The sequence below is a fragment of the Sanguibacter sp. 25GB23B1 genome (genome assembly GCF_040012415.1).
Taxonomy (GTDB): Bacteria; Actinomycetota; Actinomycetes; order Actinomycetales; family Cellulomonadaceae; genus Sanguibacter.
In genome coordinates this window covers 79,073-100,725 of record NZ_JBDYKL010000011.1, presented here as the reverse complement: position 1 = coordinate 100,725, position 21,653 = coordinate 79,073, and the positions used below count along the sequence as shown (strand labels likewise).

The 21,653-nt window shown below is 70.6% G+C and carries 19 protein-coding genes and 1 tRNA gene; 17 read left to right on the top strand and 3 right to left on the bottom strand.

Going from position 1 to position 21,653, the window contains the following annotated elements; translation table 11 throughout:
* Nucleotides 1-139 precede the first annotated feature (139 nt).
* Nucleotides 140-2,929 carry a bifunctional acetaldehyde-CoA/alcohol dehydrogenase gene (gene adhE, locus ABKW26_RS08740; RefSeq protein ID WP_348592759.1) on the bottom strand — a complete coding sequence of 930 codons (2,790 nt, stop codon included), beginning with the start codon at nucleotides 2,927-2,929 and terminating at the stop codon, nucleotides 140-142.
* A 203-nt stretch (nucleotides 2,930-3,132) separates the two neighbouring features.
* On the opposite strand from adhE, the gene ABKW26_RS08735 reads away from it, so the two are divergent.
* From ABKW26_RS08735 to ABKW26_RS08720, 4 genes are read left to right on the top strand one after another with little or no spacing between them, the layout of a single operon-like run.
* A complete protein-coding gene (locus tag ABKW26_RS08735; RefSeq protein WP_348592757.1) occupies nucleotides 3,133-3,630 on the top strand; it encodes a methylated-DNA--[protein]-cysteine S-methyltransferase in 498 nt (165 codons plus the stop codon).
* A gap of 16 nt (nucleotides 3,631-3,646) precedes the next feature.
* Complete coding sequence (locus tag ABKW26_RS08730; RefSeq protein ID WP_348592755.1) at nucleotides 3,647-4,129, top strand: RNA polymerase sigma factor; 483 nt, start codon at nucleotides 3,647-3,649, stop codon at nucleotides 4,127-4,129.
* The gene (locus ABKW26_RS08725; protein ID WP_348592753.1) at nucleotides 4,122-4,781 is read left to right on the top strand and encodes a methylated-DNA--[protein]-cysteine S-methyltransferase; all 660 of its coding nucleotides are present in this window, start codon (nucleotides 4,122-4,124) and stop codon (nucleotides 4,779-4,781) included. The genes ABKW26_RS08730 and ABKW26_RS08725 overlap by 8 nt, the downstream gene beginning before the upstream one ends.
* Nucleotides 4,778-5,707 (top strand): AlkA N-terminal domain-containing protein, encoded by a 930-nt coding sequence (locus ABKW26_RS08720; protein WP_348592752.1) that lies wholly within the window; start codon nucleotides 4,778-4,780, stop codon nucleotides 5,705-5,707. Before ABKW26_RS08725 ends, ABKW26_RS08720 begins: the two co-directional genes overlap by 4 nt.
* 31 nt (nucleotides 5,708-5,738) lie before the next feature.
* Here ABKW26_RS08720 and ABKW26_RS08715 read toward each other — a convergent pair.
* A tRNA-Arg gene (locus ABKW26_RS08715) sits at nucleotides 5,739-5,814 on the bottom strand.
* 127 nt (nucleotides 5,815-5,941) lie between these two features.
* Nucleotides 5,942-6,607, bottom strand: a complete 666-nt coding sequence (locus ABKW26_RS08710; RefSeq protein WP_348592750.1) for a FadR/GntR family transcriptional regulator — start codon at nucleotides 6,605-6,607, stop codon at nucleotides 5,942-5,944.
* A 113-nt stretch (nucleotides 6,608-6,720) separates the two neighbouring features.
* Between ABKW26_RS08710 and argS the strand changes: the two genes are divergently transcribed.
* The 13 genes from argS (at nucleotide 6,721) to atpB (ending at nucleotide 21,652) form a co-directional block, all read left to right on the top strand.
* On the top strand, nucleotides 6,721-8,415 hold the full coding sequence (gene argS, locus ABKW26_RS08705; protein ID WP_348592748.1) for an arginine--tRNA ligase: 1,695 nt from the start codon (nucleotides 6,721-6,723) through the stop codon (nucleotides 8,413-8,415).
* 23 nt (nucleotides 8,416-8,438) lie between these two features.
* Nucleotides 8,439-9,800: a diaminopimelate decarboxylase gene (gene lysA, locus ABKW26_RS08700; RefSeq protein WP_348592746.1), complete on the top strand. Its 1,362-nt coding sequence runs from the start codon at nucleotides 8,439-8,441 to the stop codon at nucleotides 9,798-9,800.
* Nucleotides 9,801-9,920: 120 nt separating this feature from the next.
* On the top strand, nucleotides 9,921-11,231 hold the full coding sequence (locus ABKW26_RS08695; protein ID WP_348592744.1) for a homoserine dehydrogenase: 1,311 nt from the start codon (nucleotides 9,921-9,923) through the stop codon (nucleotides 11,229-11,231).
* On the top strand, nucleotides 11,231-12,301 hold the full coding sequence (gene thrC / locus ABKW26_RS08690) for a threonine synthase (RefSeq protein WP_348592742.1): 1,071 nt from the start codon (nucleotides 11,231-11,233) through the stop codon (nucleotides 12,299-12,301). The genes ABKW26_RS08695 and thrC overlap by 1 nt, the downstream gene beginning before the upstream one ends.
* Before the next feature lie 7 nt (nucleotides 12,302-12,308).
* The gene (thrB, locus tag ABKW26_RS08685; RefSeq protein WP_348592740.1) at nucleotides 12,309-13,235 is read left to right on the top strand and encodes a homoserine kinase; all 927 of its coding nucleotides are present in this window, start codon (nucleotides 12,309-12,311) and stop codon (nucleotides 13,233-13,235) included.
* Between the two features lie 350 nt (nucleotides 13,236-13,585).
* Nucleotides 13,586-15,748 carry a transcription termination factor Rho gene (rho, locus tag ABKW26_RS08680; protein WP_348592738.1) on the top strand — a complete coding sequence of 721 codons (2,163 nt, stop codon included), beginning with the start codon at nucleotides 13,586-13,588 and terminating at the stop codon, nucleotides 15,746-15,748.
* Between the two features lie 141 nt (nucleotides 15,749-15,889).
* Nucleotides 15,890-16,108: a 50S ribosomal protein L31 gene (gene rpmE, locus ABKW26_RS08675; protein WP_348592736.1), complete on the top strand. Its 219-nt coding sequence runs from the start codon at nucleotides 15,890-15,892 to the stop codon at nucleotides 16,106-16,108.
* Between the two features lie 130 nt (nucleotides 16,109-16,238).
* The gene (gene prfA, locus ABKW26_RS08670; RefSeq protein ID WP_348592734.1) at nucleotides 16,239-17,324 is read left to right on the top strand and encodes a peptide chain release factor 1; all 1,086 of its coding nucleotides are present in this window, start codon (nucleotides 16,239-16,241) and stop codon (nucleotides 17,322-17,324) included.
* 5 nt (nucleotides 17,325-17,329) lie between these two features.
* The gene (gene prmC, locus ABKW26_RS08665; protein WP_348592732.1) at nucleotides 17,330-18,271 is read left to right on the top strand and encodes a peptide chain release factor N(5)-glutamine methyltransferase; all 942 of its coding nucleotides are present in this window, start codon (nucleotides 17,330-17,332) and stop codon (nucleotides 18,269-18,271) included.
* Nucleotides 18,268-19,035: an L-threonylcarbamoyladenylate synthase gene (locus ABKW26_RS08660; protein ID WP_348592730.1), complete on the top strand. Its 768-nt coding sequence runs from the start codon at nucleotides 18,268-18,270 to the stop codon at nucleotides 19,033-19,035. The genes prmC and ABKW26_RS08660 overlap by 4 nt, the downstream gene beginning before the upstream one ends.
* Nucleotides 19,032-20,156 (top strand): MraY family glycosyltransferase, encoded by a 1,125-nt coding sequence (locus ABKW26_RS08655; protein WP_348592728.1) that lies wholly within the window; start codon nucleotides 19,032-19,034, stop codon nucleotides 20,154-20,156. Before ABKW26_RS08660 ends, ABKW26_RS08655 begins: the two co-directional genes overlap by 4 nt.
* The gene (locus ABKW26_RS08650; protein WP_348592726.1) at nucleotides 20,153-20,647 is read left to right on the top strand and encodes a hypothetical protein; all 495 of its coding nucleotides are present in this window, start codon (nucleotides 20,153-20,155) and stop codon (nucleotides 20,645-20,647) included. Before ABKW26_RS08655 ends, ABKW26_RS08650 begins: the two co-directional genes overlap by 4 nt.
* Before the next feature lie 150 nt (nucleotides 20,648-20,797).
* Nucleotides 20,798-21,652: a F0F1 ATP synthase subunit A gene (gene atpB / locus ABKW26_RS08645; protein ID WP_348592724.1), complete on the top strand. Its 855-nt coding sequence runs from the start codon at nucleotides 20,798-20,800 to the stop codon at nucleotides 21,650-21,652.
* Nucleotide 21,653: the final 1 nt, after the last annotated feature.

Here is a 21,653-nt window from a genome sequence, read left to right as displayed (position 1 = left end):
CGGCGAACCCGCGCATGCCGATGCTCGAGGACATGAAGACGATCATGGAGGCCGCGTACTACGGGACGTCGTTCGTGCGTGACGGGTGCTGTCCGTCGGAGCCCGGTCCCGCACGCGCGGGACCGGGCTCCGAGGGTGACTAGCGGCTCGTCTTGCGGGTCTTCTTCGAGACCGCCTGGGCGTCCTCGACTGCCTCGGCCGGAGCCGCCTCGACCGCGTCCGCGGGCGTCTCGGCGCCCGTCTCGATCGCTGCCTCGACGACGGCCGTGCGGCCGGCGCGGACCTCGGCGAACGACGTCCCGTAGTACGCGGCCTCCATGATCGTCTTCATGTCCTCGAGCATCGGCATGCGCGGGTTCGCCGGTGCACACTGGTCCTCGTACGCGCCCATGGCGAGCTTGTCGAGGCGACCGATGAAGTCCTCCTCGGCCACACCCTGCGCCTGGAAGGAGCGGGGCATGCCCACCTTGTCGCGCAGCTGCTCGACGGCCCGTGCATAGGACTCGACGCCCTCGGCGGGAGTGGAGGCGGGGAGCCCGAGGTGCTGGGCGATCTCCTGGAAGCGCTCGGGAGCGACGTAGTGCTCGTACTTCGGCCAGCTCGTGAGCTTGGTCGGGACGGTGCCGTTGTATCGGATGACGTGCGGCAGGTAGGTCGCGTTCGTCCGGCCGTGGATGAGGTGGAACTCAGCGCCCGTGACGTGTGCCATCGCGTGGACGATACCGAGGAACGCGTTACCGAACGCCATACCGGCGATGGAGGCTGCGTTGTGCAGCTTCTCGCGTGCCTTGACGACCGAGTCCTTGGTGCTGCCGGGGCCGCCGACGACCGACTCCTCGATGTTCTCGAAGATGAGCTTGATCGCGTGGAGGCACAGGCCGTCGGTGAAGTCGTTCGCGTAGACGGACACGTACGCCTCGGTGGCGTGCGTGAGGGCGTCGAAGCCGGAGTCGGCTGCGAGGAAGGACGGCATCATCGCGGTGAGGACCGGGTCGACGATCGCGACCGTGGGCGTCAGCGCGTAGTCGGCCAGCGGGTACTTCTTGCCCGTGACCGGGTCGCTGATGACCGCGAACGGCGTCATCTCGGAGCCGGTGCCCGAGGTGGTCGGGATGCAGACGAGGCTGGCCTTCTCGCCGAGGTCGGGGAACTTGAAGGCACGCTTGCGGACGTCGAAGAACTTCTCCTTCATGTCCGCGAACTCGATCTCGGGGTGCTCGTAGAGGAGCCACATGACCTTCGCGGCGTCCATCGGGGAACCGCCACCGAGCGCGATGATCGTGTCGGGGTTGAAGTGGCGCATCTGCTCGGCGCCCTTCTGGACCGAGTCGACCGTGGGCTCGGGGAGGATGTCGTCGATGATCTGGAGCGCGACGCGCTCTCCGCGACGGTTGAGCACGTCGAGGATCTTGTCGACGAAGCCGAGGCGCGTCATGGTCGAGTCGGTGACGATCGTGACCCGGCTGATGCCGCGCATGTCCGCGAGGTAGCGGATGGCGTTCGGCTCGAAGTACGTCTTGGCGGGAACCTTGAACCACTGCAAGTTGTTGTTCCTCCGGCCGATGCGCTTGATGTTGACGAGGTTGACCGCGGAGACGTTGTTGGAGACCGAGTTGTGGCCGTAGGAGCCGCACCCGAGCGTCAGCGAGGGGATGAAGGCGTTGTAGATGTCGCCGATGCCACCGAGCGAGCTCGGGGCGTTCGTGATGATGCGGACGGCCTTGACCCGGGAGCCGAACTCCTCGATGATCGCCGCGTCCTCGGAGTGGATGGAACCCGAGTGGCCGAGGCCGTCGAACTCCACCATCTGCTCGGAGAGCGTGATGCCGTGCTCGGCGCCGTCGGCCCGCAGGACCGCGAGGACGGGCGCGAGCTTCTCGCGGGTGAGGGGCTCGTGGGGACCGACCCCGGAGACCTCGACGAGGATGATGGACGTCTCCTCGGGGACGGTGAAGCCGGCCTGCTGGGCGATCCACACCGGTGACTGGCCGACGACCTTGGCGTTGAGCTTGGCCTCGCCGCAGTTCTCCGAGTCGGCCTGGACGCCGAAGATGAAGTCCTCGAGGAGGGCCTTCTCGGCGGCGTTCGCGCGGTAGGCGTGGAGGGTGGCGAACTCGGCCATGGCCTCGTCGTAGATCGGGGCGTCGAGGATGACGGCCTGCTCGGACGCGCAGATCATGCCGTTGTCGAAGGCCTTGGACAGGACCACGTCGTTGACGGCGCGCTTGAGCTTGGCGCTGCGCTCGATGAAGGCGGGGACGTTGCCGGCACCGACTCCGAGAGCGGGCTTGCCGCAGGAGTAGGCCGCGCGGACCATCGCGTTGCCGCCCGTGGCGAGGATGAGGGAGACGCCCGGGTGGTTCATGAGGAGGTTCGTCGCCTCGAGCGACGGGGTGGAGACCCACTGGATGCAGTTCTCCGGGGCGCCGGCAGCGACGGCGGCGTCGCGCACGACCTTGGCGGCGGCGACGGAGCAGGCCTGTGCGGAGGGGTGGAAGCCGAAGACGATCGGGTTGCGGGTCTTGAGCGCGATGAGCGCCTTGAAGATCGCGGTCGAGGTCGGGTTGGTCACCGGGGTGACGCCGCAGATGACCCCGACGGGCTCGGCGATCTCGGTGATGCCGGTGAGCTCGTCGCGGTTGATGACGCCGACGGTCTTGAGCTTGAGCATCGAGTTGGTGACGTGCTCGCACGCGAAGATGTTCTTCACGGCCTTGTCCTCGAAGACGCCGCGCCCGGTCTCCTGGACGGCGTGGACGGCGAGCGCGCCGTGCTGGTTGAGAGCGGCGACCGATGCCTTCTTGACGATCTGGTCGATCTGCTCCTGCGTGAACGCGGCGTACTCGGCCAGCGCTTCCTTCGCCCCGGCGACCAGGACGTCGATCTGGGTGGCGACCGACTCGTTCACTGGTGTGTCGGTGATGGTCATTGTGTCCCCTTGCGTAGCGGCCCGTGTGAGATCTTTGTCTTGCCCTCAACACTAGGGGTTGTAACCGGCGTCACATGCGTCAAAGGTCCCATGTTTTCTGACCTCACGAACTGGAGCGGTCCGACGTCTACAGGGCAGGACGGTGTCACCCGTAGCCGCACCGGCACACGCGCCTGGCCTGGGACCTGGAGGATCGAGGGAAGATGAAGACGTTCACGATGCTCGACTCGCCGCTCGGCGTGCTGACAGCCGTGGCGACGGACGGCACGCTCAGCGCGCTGTACATGGAGAACGCGGCGCACCGGCCGCCCGCAGGAGCCTTCGGTGCCGCCGATGCCGGCAGGGCAGGCTTCGCGCAGCTGCACGAAGAGCTCGACGAGTACTTCGCGGGGGAGCGGCGCACGTTCGCCGTGCCCACTGCAGCGGCCGGCAGCCCGTTCCAGCACCGCGTGTGGGCCGCGCTCGGACGCATCCCCTACGGGGAGACCCGCTCGTACGGTGAGATCGCGCACGACCTCGGCGACCCGCGGACCGTCCGGGCCGTCGGTGCCGCGAACGGCCGGAACCCGATCTGCATCGTCGTGCCGTGCCATCGCGTCATCGGCGCGGACGGCACGCTCACCGGCTACGCCGGTGGCCTCGAGCGCAAGGAGATCCTGCTCGCCCTCGAGAACCCTGCCCGAGCGCGGCCGCTGTTCTGATGCAGGACCCTCGCCGATGAAGTCACCGTTCGATGCTGTCGTGTCCCGGCACGGCCCGACGATCCTTGCGGTGTGCCGTGCGGTCGTCGGGCCGAGCGACGCCGAGGACGTCTGGTCGGAGACGTTCCTCGCGGCGCTGCGTGCCTATCCGGCGCTGCCCGAGGATGCCAACGTCGAGGCCTGGCTCGTGACGATCGCCAAGCGCAAGGGGATCGACGCCCTGCGCGCCGGGGCTCGGCGTGCCGACCCGGTCGCCGAGGTCCCCGAGCGACCCGATCATGCTGTCGTCGATCCTGTGCGCAACGACGACCTCGTCGCCGCGCTCGCAGCCCTCACCCCGCGTCAGCGCGAGGTCATCGCCTACCACGTGCTCGTCGGCCTGCCGTACGCCCAGGTCGCCGAGATCGTCGGCGGGACCGCGGTCGCGGCGCGGCGGGCAGCGGCGGACGGGCTCGCGCGGTTGCGTCGCACCTACCCCCTGGAGGCTCGTCATGGCTGAAGAGCACGCCTTCGTCGCCCCGGCGGCAGAGGGTCCCGACGCCGAGGATGCCGAGGATGCCGCCCTGCTCGCCTCGCTCACCGTCCCGGACGACCCGGCGATCGCGCGCCTGCGGGCGCGTCTTGTCGCCGCGGCGCAGTCCGACGGGCTGCTCGACGTCGCCTACCGTGTCGTCGGCTCGCCCGTGGGTGACCTGCTGCTCGCCGCGACCGACGCGGGCCTCGTCCGGGTGGCGTTCGCGAGCGAGGGGATCGACCTCGTCCTCGACGTCCTCGCCCGCCGGATCAGCCCACGGGTGCTGGCCGCACCCGGACGGCTCGACGACGTGGCCCGTGAGCTCGAGGAGTACTTCTCCGGTCGACGCAGGGTGTTCGACCTGCCGCTCGACCTGCGGCTCACCGCGGGCTTCCGACGGGACGTCGTCGTGCACCTGTCCGAGATCGCCTACGGGGAGGTTGCCAGCTACGCCGCCGTGGCTGCTCGGGCGGGGAGCCCGCGGGCCACCCGCGCGGTCGGGTCGGCATGCGCGCGCAACCCCCTCCCGCTCGTCCTGCCCTGCCACCGTGTGGTGCGCTCGGACGGCAGCCTCGGCCAGTACGCCGGCGGCGCGGCGGCCAAGTCCTGGCTGCTCGATCTCGAGCGTGGTCGATGAGCACCCGGGCAGAGCCGACGAGCACCCAGGTGCACCTCTCGTACCCCGAACCCATCACCCTCGGACCGCTGCTGCGCACCATCGACGCCCACGCTGTTCCCGGCCTCGAGGTGTGCGACCTCGCGGCCCGGCGACACTCGAGAGTCGTGCGCGGCGGCGAGACGGTCGTCACCGTCGAGTGGGCCGCCCCCGGACGTCTCACGCTCAGCGCCACGGGCTGCACCGGGCCCGTCGTCGTCGACGACGCCCTCGTGGGACTCGTCCGCCGGTGGCTCGACCTCGACCGCGACGTCGACGTCGCCGACGCGCACCTGCGGCGCTCCGAGCTCCTCCGTCCGCTCGTGGCGGCGCGTCCCGGGCTGCGGGTGCTCGGGTCGACCGACGGCTTCGAGACGGCTGTCATGACGGTGCTCGGGCAGCAGGTCTCCCTCGCCGCTGCGCGGACGTTCGGGGGTCGGCTCGTGGCCGGTCTCGGGTCTCCGGCACCCGCAGGGCTGCGGGCGTTCCCTGGCCCGGCCGTGCTCGCTGCGACCGACGCCGAGGACCTGCGCGCGCTCGTAGGCCTCACCCGGGCCCGGGCTGCCACGGTCGTGACCCTCGCGCGAGCGGTGGCCGACGGAGCCGTCCACCTCGGGTGGGAGGTGGCCGGTGCTCCACCCGTGCACCACTCCAGCGAGGACGGCGTGCCGGACCCCGACGAGCTGCGGGCGTCCTTGATCGCGCTGCCGGGAATCGGCCCGTGGACGGCGGACTACCTCGCCCTGCGTGTGCTCGGGGACCGGGACGCCTACCCCGCCGACGACCTCGTCTTCAAGCGAGCCCTCGGAGTACCCACCGGACGGGCGGCTGCCGCGCTCAGCGGAGACTGGGCACCGTGGCGTGCCTGCGCGGTGACGCACCTGTGGACGCAGGCCGTCTACGGATGAGTCCGACGGCGCGGTGTCGTGGGTGGTGCAGTGGTGCCCTCGATAGGATTCGAACCTACGACCTTCTGCTCCGGAGGCAGACGCTCTATCCCCTGAGCTACGAGGGCGGGGACCATGGCCGGGATCGACGCACAGGCATCGGCCGGATCAGGCATGGAGCACATTACCAGCCCCGGGCGACGGAGATGACTCGAGGCGCTCGCGGGGACCGTGGGCAGCGCGCCGGGCGGCCGCTCAGGACACAGGATCACCGATGTACGTCTCGAGGTAAGACGTGATCTCGCCCATCGCTCGGAGCGCATCGCCGTCGGCGATCGCCTCGACGAGAGCATCGTGGTCGTCCTCCGACTGCGTGTGCACGAGTCCGACGACGTTCGTCCGGATGTTCGCGCCGATCGCGTCGATGAGGTTCTCGTAGAGCGACATGAGCACGGGGTTCCCGGCCGCGGCCGCGATCGCCCGGTGCAGCGCCAGGTCGGACGCCACCATCGCGTCGACGTCCCCGCTCGCGAACGCCCGTTGTCGGTCGGCGTTGAGCACCCGGAGGAGCTGCACGTCCTCGTCGGTGCGTCGCTGGGCGGCGAGCCGGGCTGCCTCCACCTCGAGACTGCGGCGTACCTCGAGCACGTGGTGGTGCGTCGCGTCGGCGATCTGCCGACCCATGACGACCGTGAGCTCCGAGTCCGAGAGGACGTAGGTGCCCGAGCCCTGACGGCGCACGAGGAGACCGGCGTGCACCAAGGACTGCACCGCCTCGCGCACCGTGTTGCGACCCACGCCGAGCAGCATGGTGAGTGCGGGCTCGGTGGGGATCCGGCTTCCCACCGGCCAGTCGCCGGACGTGATGTGCCGGCGCAGCTCGTCGACCGCACGGTCGATGAGGCCTGATCTGTCGTTCATCCGATGAACTCTCTCAGCTCGGTGGCGGTCGCGTCCCCGGGTCCGCTCGTCTCCCGGCACCCTACTCGCTGGGCTCCGGGATTCCCCTGGCCCGGAGTCGGTAGGATCGACGGGTGACCCCCACCGAGCTCTCCGACGCCCTTCGCGCTGCCCTCGCCGCTGCCCTCGCCGAGGGCGCGCTCGCCCTCGACCCGGCCCAGATCCCCGACCAGGTCCACGTCGAACGACCGCGTCAGCGCGAGCACGGCGACTGGGCGACGAACGTCGCCCTCCAGCTCGCGAAGAAGGCCGGCATCTCGCCGCGCGCGCTCGCGGACGATCTCGCGACGCGGCTCGCGTCGACGCCCGGGATCGCTCGCGTCGACGTCGCCGGACCGGGATTCCTCAACATCACGCTCGACGCGGCCACGGCCGGTGAGCTCGCCCGCACCATCCTGCGCGAAGGGACCGCCTACGGCCGCGGCCAGGTCGAGGCGGGCACGAAGATCAACCTCGAGTTCGTCTCCGCCAACCCCACCGGTCCCATCCACATCGGTGGCGTGCGGTGGGCTGCCGTGGGCGACTCGCTCGCGCGTGTCCTCGAGGCTGCGGGCGCCGAGGTGACGCGGGAGTACTACTTCAACGACCACGGCGCGCAGATCGACCGCTTCTCCCGCTCGTTGCTCGCCCGCGCCAAGGGAGAGGACGCACCCGAGGACGGCTACGGCGGTCAGTACATCCAGGAGATCGCCGACGCCGTCCGCGCCCAGGTCGCGGCCGCGGGGGAGCCCGACCCGCTGACGCTCCCCGACGTCGAGGCCCAGGAGGTCTTCCGGGCGATCGGCGTCGACCGGATGTTCACCGAGATCAAGGCGGCCCTCCACGGCTTCGGCGTCGACTTCGACGTCTACTTCCACGAGGACACCCTGCACGAGTCGGGCGCGGTCGACCGTGCCGTCGCGCGGCTGCGCGAGGCCGGTCACATCTTCGAGTCCGACGGCGCGACGTGGCTGCGCACGACGGACTTCGGCGACGACAAGGACCGCGTCGTCATCAAGTCCGACGGCGAGGCCGCCTACATCGCGGGTGACATCGCGTACTACCTCGACAAGCGCGAGCGCGGGTTCGACGACGTCATCATCATGCTCGGTGCCGACCACCACGGCTACGTCGGCCGGATGATGGCCGTCTGTGCCGCGTTCGGCGACGAGCCCGGCAAGAACCTGCAGATCCTCATCGGCCAGATGGTCAACCTCCTCAAGGAGGGCCAGCCGCTGCGGATGAGCAAGCGCGCAGGCAACGTCGTGACGCTCGAGGACCTCGTCGACGCCGTGGGTGTGGACGCGGCACGCTACTCGCTCGTACGGTCCTCCGCCGACTCGACGATCGACCTCGACCTCGACCTGCTCGCGCGGGCGACGAACGAGAACCCCGTCTTCTACGTCCAGTACGCGCACGCGCGCACGGCGAACGTCGCCCGCAACGCCGCCGACCACGGTGTGGACCGTCTCGACGCGGCAGGTGCCGACGCGTTCGACCCTTCGCTGCTCACGGCAGAGACCGAGTCCGCGCTGCTGGGGTCGCTCACCGAGTTCCCCCGCGTCATCGCCCAGGCCGCCGAGCTGCGCGAGCCGCACCGCGTCGCGCGCTACCTCGAGGCGCTCGCCGGCGACTACCACAAGTGGTACGCCGAGTGCCGGGTGACCCCCGTGGGCGACGAGGACGTCACCGACGTCCACCGCACGCGGCTGTGGCTCAACGACGCGACCCGCCAGGTGCTCGCCAACGGCCTCGCCCTCCTCGGCGTCTCGGCACCGGAGCGGATGTGAGCGCGCCGTCGGAGGTGTCAGGGGTGGAGCCCCGCACGCTCGACCCGGACGTCTGGCCCCTCACGGCCGCCCTCGACCCGGACGGCGAGCTGTCGCTCGCGGGCATCGGCGCGCGAGAGCTCGCAGAGAGCTTCGCAACCCCGGCCTACGTCCTCGACGAGGAGACGTTCCACTCTCGGGCGCGACTGTTCGTCGACGCGTTCGGGGAGGCCTTCGGGGCGATCGGCAGCGCGGTCGACGTCTACTACGCGGGCAAGTCCTTCCTCTCGGTCGCGGTCGCCCGGTGGGCTCAGGCCGACGGGCTGCGCGTCGACACCTGCACCGGAGGTGAGCTCGCCGTCGCGCTCCGGGCCGGCGTGCCCGGCGCCGAGATCGGCCTGCACGGCAACAACAAGTCGGACTCGGAGATCGCCCGTGCGATCGAGGCCCGGGTGGGCCGCGTCGTCGTCGACTCGCACGCCGAGATCGAGCGGATCGCCCAGGCAGCGCGTGCGGCCGGCCGCACGGCCGACGACCGGGTCCCGGTCATGGTGCGCGTGACGACCGGCATCCACGCGGGCGGGCACGAGTTCATCTCGACCGCGCACGAGGACCAGAAGTTCGGCATCTCGATCACCGGCGGACAGGCGCTCGACGCGTTGCAGGCCGTCCTCGCTCACCCCGAGCTGGAGCTGCTGGGCGCCCACACACACATCGGCTCGCAGATCCAGGACGCCGAGGCCTTCGAGCTCAACGCCCGCACGATGCTCGGCCTGCGCGAGGACCTCCGTGCGGCCAGCGGCTTCCTCATGCCCGAGCTCGACCTCGGCGGCGGGTACGGCATCGCCTACCTCCCCGGGGAGGTGCCCATCGACGTGCGTGCGCTCGCCACCGACCTCGCCCGCGTCGTCGCGGCGGTCTGTGCCGAGCTCGCCACGACCGTCCCGCGCATCTCGATCGAGCCCGGCCGTGCGGTCGTCGGCTCGACGACGGTGACGCTCTACACCGTCGGGGTGGTCAAGCCCGTGACGCTCGACGACGGCAGCATCCGCACCTACGTCGCGGTCGACGGCGGCATGAGCGACAACATCCGCCCCGCGCTCTACGACGCCCGGTACACCGCGCGCCTCGCCAACCGCAGCGGCTCGCCCGAGACCGTGCGCGCGCGCGTCGTCGGCAAGCACTGCGAGAGCGGCGACATCGTCATCCCCGACCTGCAGCTCCCGGCGGACATCGCGCCCGGGGACCTGCTCGCGGTCCCGGCGACGGGCGCGTACGGCAGGTCGATGGCCAGCAACTACAACCACGTCCTGCGCCCGCCCGTCGTGGCGGTCGACAGCGGCGTGGCGAGGGTCATCGTGCGCCGGGAGACCGAGGACGACCTCCTCGCTCTCGACCTCGGCTAGACCCGTATCCTGAGACGCGCTCCCGCGGGCGCGCGCGGCAGGTGAGGATCGTCGGAGACCGACAGCAGGACGAACGTGTGCTCCCCGCCCCGGAGAGCATCGAGATCGACGAATCGAAGGGTGGCACCCGTGCCCGCACCAACGGCGCTCCGCGTCGCACTCCTCGGCTGCGGCGTCGTGGGCACGCAGGTGGTCAGGCTCCTCACCGAGCAGGCCGACGACCTCGCCTCGCGCGTGGGTGCACGGCTGGAGCTCGTCGGTATCGCGGTCCGCGACACCACCGTGCCCCGTGACGCCGTCGTCGACCCCGCGCTTCTCACGACGGACGCCGAGGGCCTCGTCGCCCGCGCGGACATCGTCATCGAGGTCATGGGCGGGATCGAGCCGGCACGATCGCTCATCCTCGCCGCGGTCGCGGCCGGTGCCTCCGTCGTCACCGCGAACAAGGCGCTCCTCGCCGAGGACGGCCCGACTCTCTACCGCGCAGCGGACGAGGCCGGCGTGGACGTCTACTACGAGGCGGCCGTCGCCGGAGCCATCCCGCTCGTCCGCCCGGTCCGTGAGTCGCTCGCCGGTGACCGCGTCCAGCGGGTCGTCGGCATCGTCAACGGGACGACGAACTACGTCCTCGACCAGATGGCGACGCACGGGATGGGCTTCGACGAGGCCGTCGCGCAGGCGCAGGAGCTCGGGTACGCCGAGGCGGACCCGACCGCCGACGTCGAGGGATTCGACGCGGCCGCGAAGGCGGCCATCCTCGCGTCCCTGGCGTTCCACACCCGCGTGACCCTCGAGGACGTCAGCCGCCAGGGCATCACATCAATCACCGCCGACGACGTCGCCTGGGCCGCCACGACGGGGCACGTCATCAAGCTCCTCGCCATCTGCGAGGTCACCCCGGACGGTGTGTCTGCGCGGGTGCACCCGGCGCTCGTCCCCACGTCCCACCCGCTCGCCGGTGTCCGTGGTGCCTTCAACGCCGTCTTCATCGAGGCCGAGGCAGCCGGCGAGCTCATGTTCTACGGGCGCGGCGCGGGCGGCGCTCCCACGGCGTCCGCCGTCCTCGGTGACGTCGTCTCCGTCGCGCGGCACCGGGTGCTCGGTGGCCGAGGACCGGTCGAGTCGAGCTATGCGCAGCTGCCGATCGCCTCGCCGTCGTCGGCGATCACCCGCTACCAGGTGCGGATCGCGGTCGACGACCGCCTCGGCGTCCTCGCGCAGGTGGCGCACCTCGTCGCCGAGAACGGGGTCTCCATCGAGGCCGTCCGGCAGGCGCCGCAGTCGTCCGAGGACGGCACCACCGGCACGGCGCACCTCGTCATCACCACGCACGACGCCGCCGAGTCCGCCCTCGCGGCGACGGTGGCCGCGATCGCTGACCTGGACGCCGTCCAGGACGTCACGTCAGTACTGAGAGTCGAGGGATCCTGATGGCCCACCTGTGGCGAGGCATCATCCGTGAGTACGCCGACCTGCTCCCGGAGCACCTCCAGACGCACGTCGTCACGCTCGGCGAGGGCGGGACGCCTCTCGTGCCAGCGCCCGCGCTCAGCGCGCTGACCGGCGCGGACGTCTACCTCAAGGTCGAGGGCATGAACCCGACCGGCTCCTTCAAGGACCGGGGGATGACCACCGCGATCTCGGCGGCAGCCCACAAGGGCGCGAAGGCCGTCGTCTGCGCCTCGACAGGGAACACGTCCGCGTCGGCGGCGGCCTACGCCACCGCGGCCGGGATGGTCTGCGCCGTGCTCGTGCCCGACGGCAAGATCGCCATGGGCAAGCTCAGCCAGGCCATCGCGCACGGAGCGAAGCTCCTCCAGGTCGACGGCAACTTCGACGACTGTCTCGTCGCGGCGCGCAAGCTCGCCGAGGCGTACCCGGTCGAGCTCGTCAACTCCGTCAACCCGGACCGTATCGAGGGCCAGAAGACGGGGTCGTTCGAGGTCGTCGACGTGCTCGGCGACGCGCCGGACATCCATGCGCTCCCGGTCGGCAACGCCGGGAACATCACCGCCTACTGGAAGGGCTACACGGAGTACGAGGCGGCGGGCGTCGCCACGCGACGTCCGCAGATGTGGGGCTTCCAGGCCGCGGGCGCCGCGCCGATCGTGGCAGGGCACCCCATCACCGAGCCGGAGACGATCGCGACCGCGATCCGCATCGGCAACCCGGCGTCCTGGACGCAGGCCGAGGAAGCCCGGGACACGTCGGGCGGCGTCATCGAGGCCGTCACCGACGAGGAGATCCTCACCGCGCACCGCATCCTGTCCGCGGAGGTGGGCGTGTTCGTCGAGCCCGCGTCGGCTGCCGGAGTGGCCGGTGTCCTCTCGCGCGCTCGTCGGGGACTCGTGCCGGCCGGTGCGCGCATCGTCATCACGGTGACGGGTCACGGGCTCAAGGACCCCCAGTGGGCACTGCGCACCGCCGACGGCGGCGAGATCGTCCCGCAGCGGGTCACGGCAGACGTCGTCTCCATCGCCGACGCGCTCCAGCTCGCCTGAGCCGGCTGTGCAGCTCGGTGCGGACCACGTCCGCGTGCGTGTCCCGGCGACCAGTGCGAACCTCGGCCCCGGCTTCGACTCCCTCGGCCTCGCTCTCGGCTACCACGACACCCTCGAGGTACGGGCGCTCGGTAGCTCGCAGGTGCGCGTCGACGTGACCGGGGAGGGGGCCGGCGAGGTGCCCGACGACGAACGACACCTCGTCGTGCGTGCGCTGCGCATCGCCCTGGACCATGCGGGGGCGCCCCAGACCGGGCTGCACCTCACGTGCACCAACCTGATCCCGCACGGACGGGGTATGGGGTCTTCGGCGGCCGCGGTCGTCGCGGGCCTGCTCGCTGCACGGATGCTCGTCGCCGACCCGGACGCGCTCGACGACGCGACCGTGCTCGCTCTCGCGACCGAGCTGGAGGGCCACCCGGACAACGCCGCGCCGGCCATCCTCGGGGGCGCCACCGTGGCGTGGACCCCCGGTGCAGGCGAGGGACCGCGCGCCGTGCGGCTGCGCGTGCACCCCGAGGTCACTCCCACGGTCGTGGTCCCCGTGTCTCGGCTCGCGACGCGCACGGCTCGCGGTGTCCTGCCCGACGTGGTCCCGCACGCGGACGCGGCGTTCAACGCGGGACGCACCGCGCTCCTCGTCCATGCGCTCGCCCAGGAGCCGGATCTCCTCTTCGACGCGACGGAGGACAGGCTCCACCAGGAGTACCGCTCTGGGGTGATGGTCAGCACGTGGGAGCTCGTGCGCGGGCTGCGTGACCAGGGGATCGCCGCCATGGTCTCGGGCGCCGGACCGACCGTCCTCGTGCTCGACCGAGCCGACCGCTCGGGCGCGGTGGCGGCCGCGGTCGAGGACCTCGTCGGTGGCTCCGACCGGTGGAGGGCGCTGCAGCCGGGGCTCGACCTCGGAGGGGCCGTCGCGGAGCGCGTGTGACCTGCCACGCAGCCGCGGGCCTGGCCTGATGCGGGTGTCCTGGTGATATAGTTGCGGCAGTCTCCCGCACCCTCCGGCAGTCGTCGGTTGGCAGTGTGTCACTCCGATCACCGCGAGATGCCCCGCACGGCGTCACTGTGAATCATCGAGATTCCTGTTGGACAGCCTCGGTGGATCCGGAACCGGCACATCTTCCGGGAGGCAATCCGAGCCACGTCATGTGACGTCATGTCTGACCTGTCGACGTGACGTGCGCTCGTACTACGTACCGGCCGCCTCAGTGCCGTACGTCGACCGCCCGCGGCCCGCCTCTCGAGGCATGAGGCCGTAGACGAGGGGAAGGGTCCTTCGTGACAGAAATCATCGATGCCGTCAGCAGCACTGCAGACGGCTCACCCCGTTCCGGCGCCATCTCGGCGCTCCGGCTCCCCGAGCTGCAGGCGCTCGCCGCTCAGCTCGGCGTGAAGGGCACGTCGAAGATGCGCAAGAGCGATCTTCTCGACGTCATCAAGGCGACCCAGGGTGGCGCGACGACGCGCCCCGCACGCTCTGCGGAGAAGTCCGCCGGCGAGAAGACTCCCGCGACCACGCCGACCGCTGCTCCCGCCGAGGGGCGGACGCCCGACACCGGACCGCCTGCGTCGGCCGAGTCTCCGGTGCGTGAGCGGTCCACCCGGTCGGCGCGCGCTGCCGCCCAGGCAGACACGCAGGTCCAGTCTCAGGCGCCCGCCCAGGAACGGCAGGCACGCACCGAGCGCCCGGACGTCCGGCTCGCCCCGGGTGAGACCGCCGACGAGCGGGCGGCGCGCGCCGCCGCAGCCGTCGTCGACGTCACGCTGCCCGAGCGCGGGCAGCGTGAGCGCGGCTCCCGCCGTGCAGCGCGCGGTGCCGGCGCACCGCAGGACGGCGCAGCCCAGGCCTCGCGGTCCGGCGGGGCGTCGTCCTCCGACGCGACCGCGAACATCATCGACTCCGTGCCCAGCGGCGACGGGGCCTCCCGGCAGTCCGGGGAGCAGCGCCCGTCGCGTCAGCGCCCGGACCGTTCCGGCGAGCAGCGCCAGGGCAGCGAGCGCACCGAGCGCACAGTCAGCGACCGCGCGGAGCGCGGCGGCGACCGTCCGGAGCGCAGCGACCGTGGCGGCACCACCCAGAACGACCGCTCCGACCGCGACCGGAACATCGCCCAGGACGACGACGACGAGCGCGGTGGCCGCCGCCGTCGCGGCCGTGACCGTTACCGGGACCGTGACCGCAAGCGCGGCCGCACGCGTCCGGGCAACGGCACCAACGACCTCCCGGCGTTCGACGACACCGAGGTGACCGAGGACGACGTGCTCCTGCCCGTCGCGGGCATCCTCGACATCCTCGACAGCTACGCGTTCGTCCGCACGAGCGGATACCTGCCCGGTCAGAACGACGTCTACGTCTCGCTCAGCCAGGTGAAGAAGGCCGGCCTGCGACGCGGCGACGCCGTCACCGGCGCCGTCCGCCAGCCGCGCGAGGGCGAGAACACGGGCCAGGCGACGGCCAACCGCCAGAAGTACAACGCCCTCGTGCGTCTCGACTCGGTCAACGGCTCGGACCCGCAGGAGGCCCACGGCCGCGCGGACTTCGCCAAGCTCACCCCCCTCTACCCGCAGGAGCGGCTGCGCCTCGAGCACGCGGACACCACGAAGCTCACGCCGCGCGTCATCGACATCGTCGCCCCGATCGGCAAGGGTCAGCGTGGCCTGATCGTCTCCCCGCCCAAGGCGGGAAAGACGATCATCATGCAGCAGATCGCGAACGCGATCACGGCGAACAACCCTGAGGTCCACCTCATGGTCGTCCTCGTGGACGAGCGCCCCGAAGAGGTCACCGACATGGAGCGGACGGTGAAGGGTGAGGTCATCGCCTCGACGTTCGACCGTCCCGCCTCCGACCACACGATCGTCGCGGAGCTCGCCATCGAGCGTGCGAAGCGGCTCGTCGAGCTGGGCCAGGACGTCGTGGTGCTCCTCGACTCGCTCACGCGTCTCTCGCGTGCGTACAACCTCGCTGCCCCGGCGTCGGGCCGGATCCTCTCCGGTGGTGTCGACGCCTCAGCGCTCTACCCGCCGAAGCGGTTCTTCGGCGCTGCGCGCAACATCGAGCACGGTGGCTCGCTCACCATCCTCGCGTCCGCTCTCGTGGAGACCGGGTCCAAGATGGACGAGGTCATCTTCGAGGAGTTCAAGGGCACGGGAAACATGGAGCTCCGGCTCGCCCGCTCGCTCGCCGACAAGCGGATCTTCCCTGCGGTCGACGTCAACGCGTCGGGTACACGCCGCGAGGAGATCCTCATGGGCCAGGACGAGCTGCGCGTCATCTACAAGCTGCGCCGTGTCATGGGTGCGCTCGACCACCAGCAGGCGATCGAGCTGCTCCTGGGCAAGCTCAAGGACACCAAGTCCAACGCGGAGTTCCTGCTCCAGGTCCAGAAGACGACACCCGGCAACTTCCTGGACGACGAGAACGCCGGTCGTACCATCTAGCCGGTCGCGTCCGACCGTTCCACAGCCGGGCGGGATGATTTCGGTCCCGACCAGTGTTCTGCAACAATGTCCCGTTCGCTTCTGGTTCACGGGGACGGTCCTGTCCCCGACCCAGCGGCATCGTCACTAGGAGATATACCCATGAAGGCCGATATCCACCCCGAGTACGTCGACACCGTGGTCACCTGCACCTGCGGGAACACGTTCACGACGCGCTCCACCCAGACTTCCGGAACGATCGCCTCCGACGTCTGCTCCGCCTGCCACCCGTTCTACACGGGCAAGCAGAAGATCCTCGACACGGGTGGCCGCGTCGCCCGCTTCGAGGCGCGCTACGGCAAGAAGCCCGCGGGCGAGTAGCACCTCCACAGCGCCGGTGGGACGACCGCCGACAACCTCTCCAGGGGCAGTCGGTGATCGTCCCGCCGGCGCTGTCGTGTTTCCAGGGACGTCACGACCGAAGAACAGACGAGTCGAGGAACAGACACACATGAGCGAGTCTTTCGCGGTTGTCGAGCCGCTCCTGGCCGAGCACGCGGAGATCGAGGGTCAGCTCGCCGACCCCGCGATCCACGCCGACGCCGGCCGGGCACGCACGCTCGGGCGACGGTATGCCGAGCTCGGTCAGGTCGTCGCGGCCTACCGGAGCTGGCGGACCGCCTCGGACGACGCCGACGCAGCACGCGAGCTCGCGACCGAGGACGCCTCCTTCGCCGCTGAGCTCCCTGCGCTCCAGGAGACCGCCGACGTCGCGACGGAGAAGCTCCGCCGCGTGCTCGTCCCGCGCGACCCCGACGACGGACGTGACGTCATCCTCGAGATCAAGGCAGGAGAGGGCGGCGAGGAGTCGGCGCTCTTCGCCGGTGACCTCCTGCGCATGTACCTGCGGTACGCGGAGAGGCGCGGCTGGAAGACGGAGATCATCGAGGCGACCGAGTCGGACCTCGGCGGGTACAAGGACGTCCAGGTCGCCGTCAAGGCCAAGGGGACCGTCGCGCCCGAGGACGGCGCGTGGGCGAACCTCAAGTACGAGGGCGGCGTCCACCGCGTCCAGCGGGTCCCGGCCACCGAGTCGCAGGGGCGGATCCACACGTCGGCGGCCGGCGTCCTCGTCTTCCCCGAGGTGGAAGACGCGGGCGAGCTCGAGATCGACCAGAACGACCTGCGGATCGACGTCTACCGGTCGTCCGGTCCCGGCGGGCAGTCCGTCAACACGACCGACTCCGCCGTCCGCATCACGCACGTCCCGTCAGGGATCGTCGTGTCGATGCAGAACGAGAAGTCCCAGCTGCAGAACAAGGAGCAGGCCATGCGTGTCCTGCGCGCGCGGCTCCTCGCTGCACGCCAGGAAGAGGAGGCGGCGGCCGCCAACGACATCCGCCGCTCGCAGGTCCGGACCGTCGACCGCTCCGAGCGCATCCGGACGTACAACTACCCGGAGAACCGGATCGCCGACCACCGCACCGGCTACAAGTCGTACAACCTCGACCAGGTGCTCGACGGCGACCTCGAGCCGGTGGTGCGGTCCGCGATCGACAAGGACGAAGCCGCCCGACTCGCCGCAGCCGGGAGCTGACGGGCGTGGCACGCGACGTCGCGCACCTCGTTCGGTCTGCCGCCGACCGGCTCGTGGCCGCGGGCGTCGACAGCCCGCGCACCGACGCCGAGCTCCTCCTCGCGCACGCTGCAGGGCTCTCCCGCAACGAGATCGCCACCGCAGCGGTCCTCGGTCGGACGCTCGACGGACCCGGGGTCGAGGACGCTTTCGAGGCGCTCGTCGCCCGGCGGGCCGATCGCGAACCGCTCCAGCACCTCGTCGGACGTGCACCGTTCCGTCACCTCGAGCTCGCGGTCGGCCCCGGCGTCTTCGTGCCCCGGCCGGAGACGGAGACGGTCGCGCAGCTCGCCGTCGACGAGGCGCGCGCGGTGCTCGCCCGCACGGGCCCGGTGCTCGTGGTCGACCTGTGCACCGGCTCCGGGGCGATCGCCCTCGCGGTCGCGACCGAGGTGCCGCGGAGCACCGTCCACGCGGTCGAGCTCGACGCAGCGGCCTTCGGCTGGGCGCAGCGCAACGTCGAGGAGGTCCTCGGCCTCCAGGACGTCCCTCCGCGGCTGACGCTCGTCCGGGGCGACGCACGGCGTGCGCTCAGCCCGCTCGACGGGCTCTGCGACGTGGTCGTCAGCAACCCGCCGTACGTCCCGCCGGGTGCCGTCCCGAAGGATCCCGAGGTCGCCCACCACGATCCTGACGTCGCGCTCTACGGGCTGGGAGCCGACGGGCTGGAGGTGCCTCGCGGCATCGCCGCCGCCGCCGCCCGGCTCCTGCGCCCGGGCGGGCTCTTCGTCATGGAGCACGCCGAGGTCCAGGCAGCCGCAGCACGCGCGATGGTCGACGACCTCCGAGCGTTCGACCCCGCGACGACGGCGGACGACCTCAGCGACCGACCGCGCATGGTGGTCGCCCGCCGGAGCGAGAGCGTGCGCGCGGGAGCGGCCCGGAGCATGGAAGACTCTCGGTCGTGAGTACGTCGAGCATCCGCCCAGCCCACGACGCGTCCGAGTGGGGCACCGCCATCGACGAAGCAGTCCACGTCGTCCAGCGTGGAGGCCTCGTCGTGCTGCCGACCGACACGGTCTACGGCATCGGTGCCGACGCCTTCTCCCCGGAGGCGGTCACGGCGCTCCTCGCGGCCAAGGGTCGCGGTCGACAGATGCCGCCACCCGTCCTCGTCGGGTCCGTCGCGACCCTCGACGGCCTGGCGACCGACGTGCCTGAACCGGCCCGTGCGCTGGCCGAGCGCTTCTGGCCCGGCGCGCTGACGATCATCCTCCGCGCACAGCCGTCTCTCGCCTGGGACCTCGGCGAGACGCACGGCACGGTCGCGCTGCGCATGCCGGACCACCCCGCAGCGATCGCGCTCCTGACGCGCACGGGGCCGATGGCCGTCTCGAGCGCCAACCGCACAGGTCAGCGCGCGGCACTCACCGCGACCGAGGCCCACACCCAGCTCGGTGACTCCGTGCAGGTCTACCTCGACAGCGGCATGGCACCCGGTGGCGTCGCATCGACGATCGTCGACGCCACGGGCGAGGTCCTGCGCATCGTGCGCGAGGGTGCCCTGAGTCTCGACGAGCTCCGCTCCGTCGCTCCGGTCGAGCCTCTCGCTGCCGAGCCCGTACCCGGCGAGAGCGACCACACGACGGCGTCCGAGACGAGCTCCGCTCCTGAGACGCCCGCCGCTCCCGAGACGTCCGTGGTCCCCGAGGTCGAGGACGACCCCCGGTGAGGGTCTATCTTCTCGTCATGCTCGTGGCGGGTGCCGTCACGTTCCTCCTCACCCCGTTCGCCCGGTGGCTCGCCGTCCGGACCCGCGCCGTCACGGCCGTCCGTGCGCGCGACGTCCATACCATCCCGACCCCCCGTCTCGGTGGCGTCGCGATGCTCCTCGGGATCGCCACGGCGTTCGTCCTGGCGTCGCAGATGCCGTTCCTCGAAGGGGTGTTCGAGTCGTCGAACGACGCGTGGGTGATCCTCGGTGCTGGTGCGATGGTGTGCCTGCTCGGTGTGGCCGACGACATCTGGGACCTCGACTGGATGACCAAGCTCGTCGGTCAGGTGCTCGCGGCGGGGTTCATGGCCGTCCAGGGGGTCCAGCTCATCACCATCCCCGTCGGAGGGCTGACGATCGGCTCGAGCCGGCTGTCGCTCTTCGCCACCGTCCTCGTCGTCGTCGTCGCCATGAACGCGGTGAACTTCGTCGACGGTCTCGACGGGCTCGCCGCCGGGATGATCGCGATCGGCGGGGGAGGGTTCTTCGTCTACACCTACCTCCTCACCCAGGACGCCAGCCCCACCGACTACTCCAACCTCGCGACCGTCGTCATCTCGGCGCTCGTCGGGGCGTGCCTCGGTTTTCTGCCGCACAACTTCCACCCGGCGCGGATCTTCATGGGGGACTCCGGCTCGATGCTCATCGGGCTGACCATCGCGGCGGCCTCGATCGTCGTCACCGGCCAGATCGACCCCGAGCGGGCGTCGAACGGTCAGAGCGTGCCGGCGTTCATCCCGATCCTCCTGCCGATGGCGGTCCTGCTGCTGCCGCTGCTCGACATGGTGCTCGCCGTGGTCCGGCGGATGCTCGCCGGCAAGTCGCCCTTCCACCCGGACCGGATGCACCTGCACCACCGGCTGCTCGAGCTCGGCCACTCGCACCCCCGGGCCGTGATCATCATGTATCTCTGGAGCGCCGTCTTCGCGTTCGGCGCAGCGGCCCTCGTGACCGTGCCGTGGCGCACCGTCGTCGGAGGGCTCTGCATCGTCGTCGTCGTCTCTGTCGCCCTGACGCTCGGACCGTTGCGCGGCCGCGCAGCGCGTCGCACCGCACATCTCGAAGGACCCACCTCATGACGCTTCCCGACCCTTCTCCGACACCGCGGCCCGGCTCGGGCTCCGAGCCCGACGGGACGGACGCCCCGATCCCGGTCGTCCCCTCGCACGTGACCGCGGAGATCTTCCAGGCAGCGCTCCGAGCGACGCTCGCGCTGCTAGTGGTCCTCGTGGTCCTCGGCGTCGGGATCGGTGCGCTCGTCGCCGGTCTTCCCGGTGTCTGGGGAGCGATGCTCGGTGTGGCGATCACCCTCCTCTTCTCCGGGACGACGATCCTGTCGATGATGTACACCGCGGACAAGAGCCCGAGCACGACGATGGCGGTCATCCTCGGGGCATGGATCGGCAAGATGGTCGTGCTCGTCGCCATCCTCGCGACGGTGGGTCAGATGGACTTCTTCCACCGCGTGATCTTCGCGGTCGTGGTGCTCGTCGGTGTCGTCGGCTCGGCGGCGCTCGACATGTACTCGGTCATCAAGGGCAGGGAGCCCTACACGACCCCGCAGGCGTGATCGGCCGGGACGCCGTGCCGACGAGGTCGACGAGATCGGGGTCGTGCTCATGGGCGGCGTCCGTTCATGGGACCGGGTCGGAAGGACGGCCTCCATGGGTTAGGATTCAAGCGATCCAAGACGCACAGGTCCGCCTCCGGCGAGCGCGCGATGCAGCAGCCGCCACCAGACCACGACGACCAGGAGTTTGTTCTGTCCACCCTAGCGACGTTGACGCAGTTCACCGCCTCTGCTGAGGGCGGAGAGTTCCACCCGCCATCGATCACCGAGTTCTTCCCGAGCGCGATCTTCTTCGACGGGACGATCTTCGAGTTCAACAGGATCATGCTCGTCCGCGTCATCGCGGCCGTGGTCCTCATCTGGCTCTTCGTGATCGCCGCACGGCGCGCGAAGCTCGTGCCTGGACGATCGCAGAACGTCGCAGAGATGGCCCTCGACTTCGTCCGCGTGAACATCGCGGACGAGATCCTCGGGCACAACTCGCGAAAGTACGTCGCGATGCTCACGACGATCTTCTTCGCCATCCTGGCCTTCAACCTCACGGGCATCATCCCGCTCCTCAACATCGCCGGCACGTCGCTGTTCGGCCTGCCGATCCTCCTGGCCCTCTGGGTGTACGTCGTCTACCTGGCGTCGGGGATCAAGAAGTTCGGGCTGGGGGGCTACCTCAAGACCAGCCTGTTCCCGCCCGGCGTGCCGTGGTTCCTCTACTTCCTCATCACGCCGATCGAGATCCTCCAGGTGTTCGTGTTCCGGCCCGCGACGCTCGCGCTGCGACTCACCGCCAACATGATCGCCGGACACCTCCTGCTCGTCCTCTGCTTCGGCGCGACGCACTTCTTCTTCTTCGAGGCAGCAGGCGCGCTCAAGGCGATGGGCATCGTGTCGCTCGCCGCGGGGCTCGGGTTCACGCTGTTCGAGCTTCTCGTCGCCGCACTGCAGGCGTACGTCTTCACGCTGCTCGCTGCGGTCTACATCTCGATGTCCGTGGAGGAGGAGCACTGAG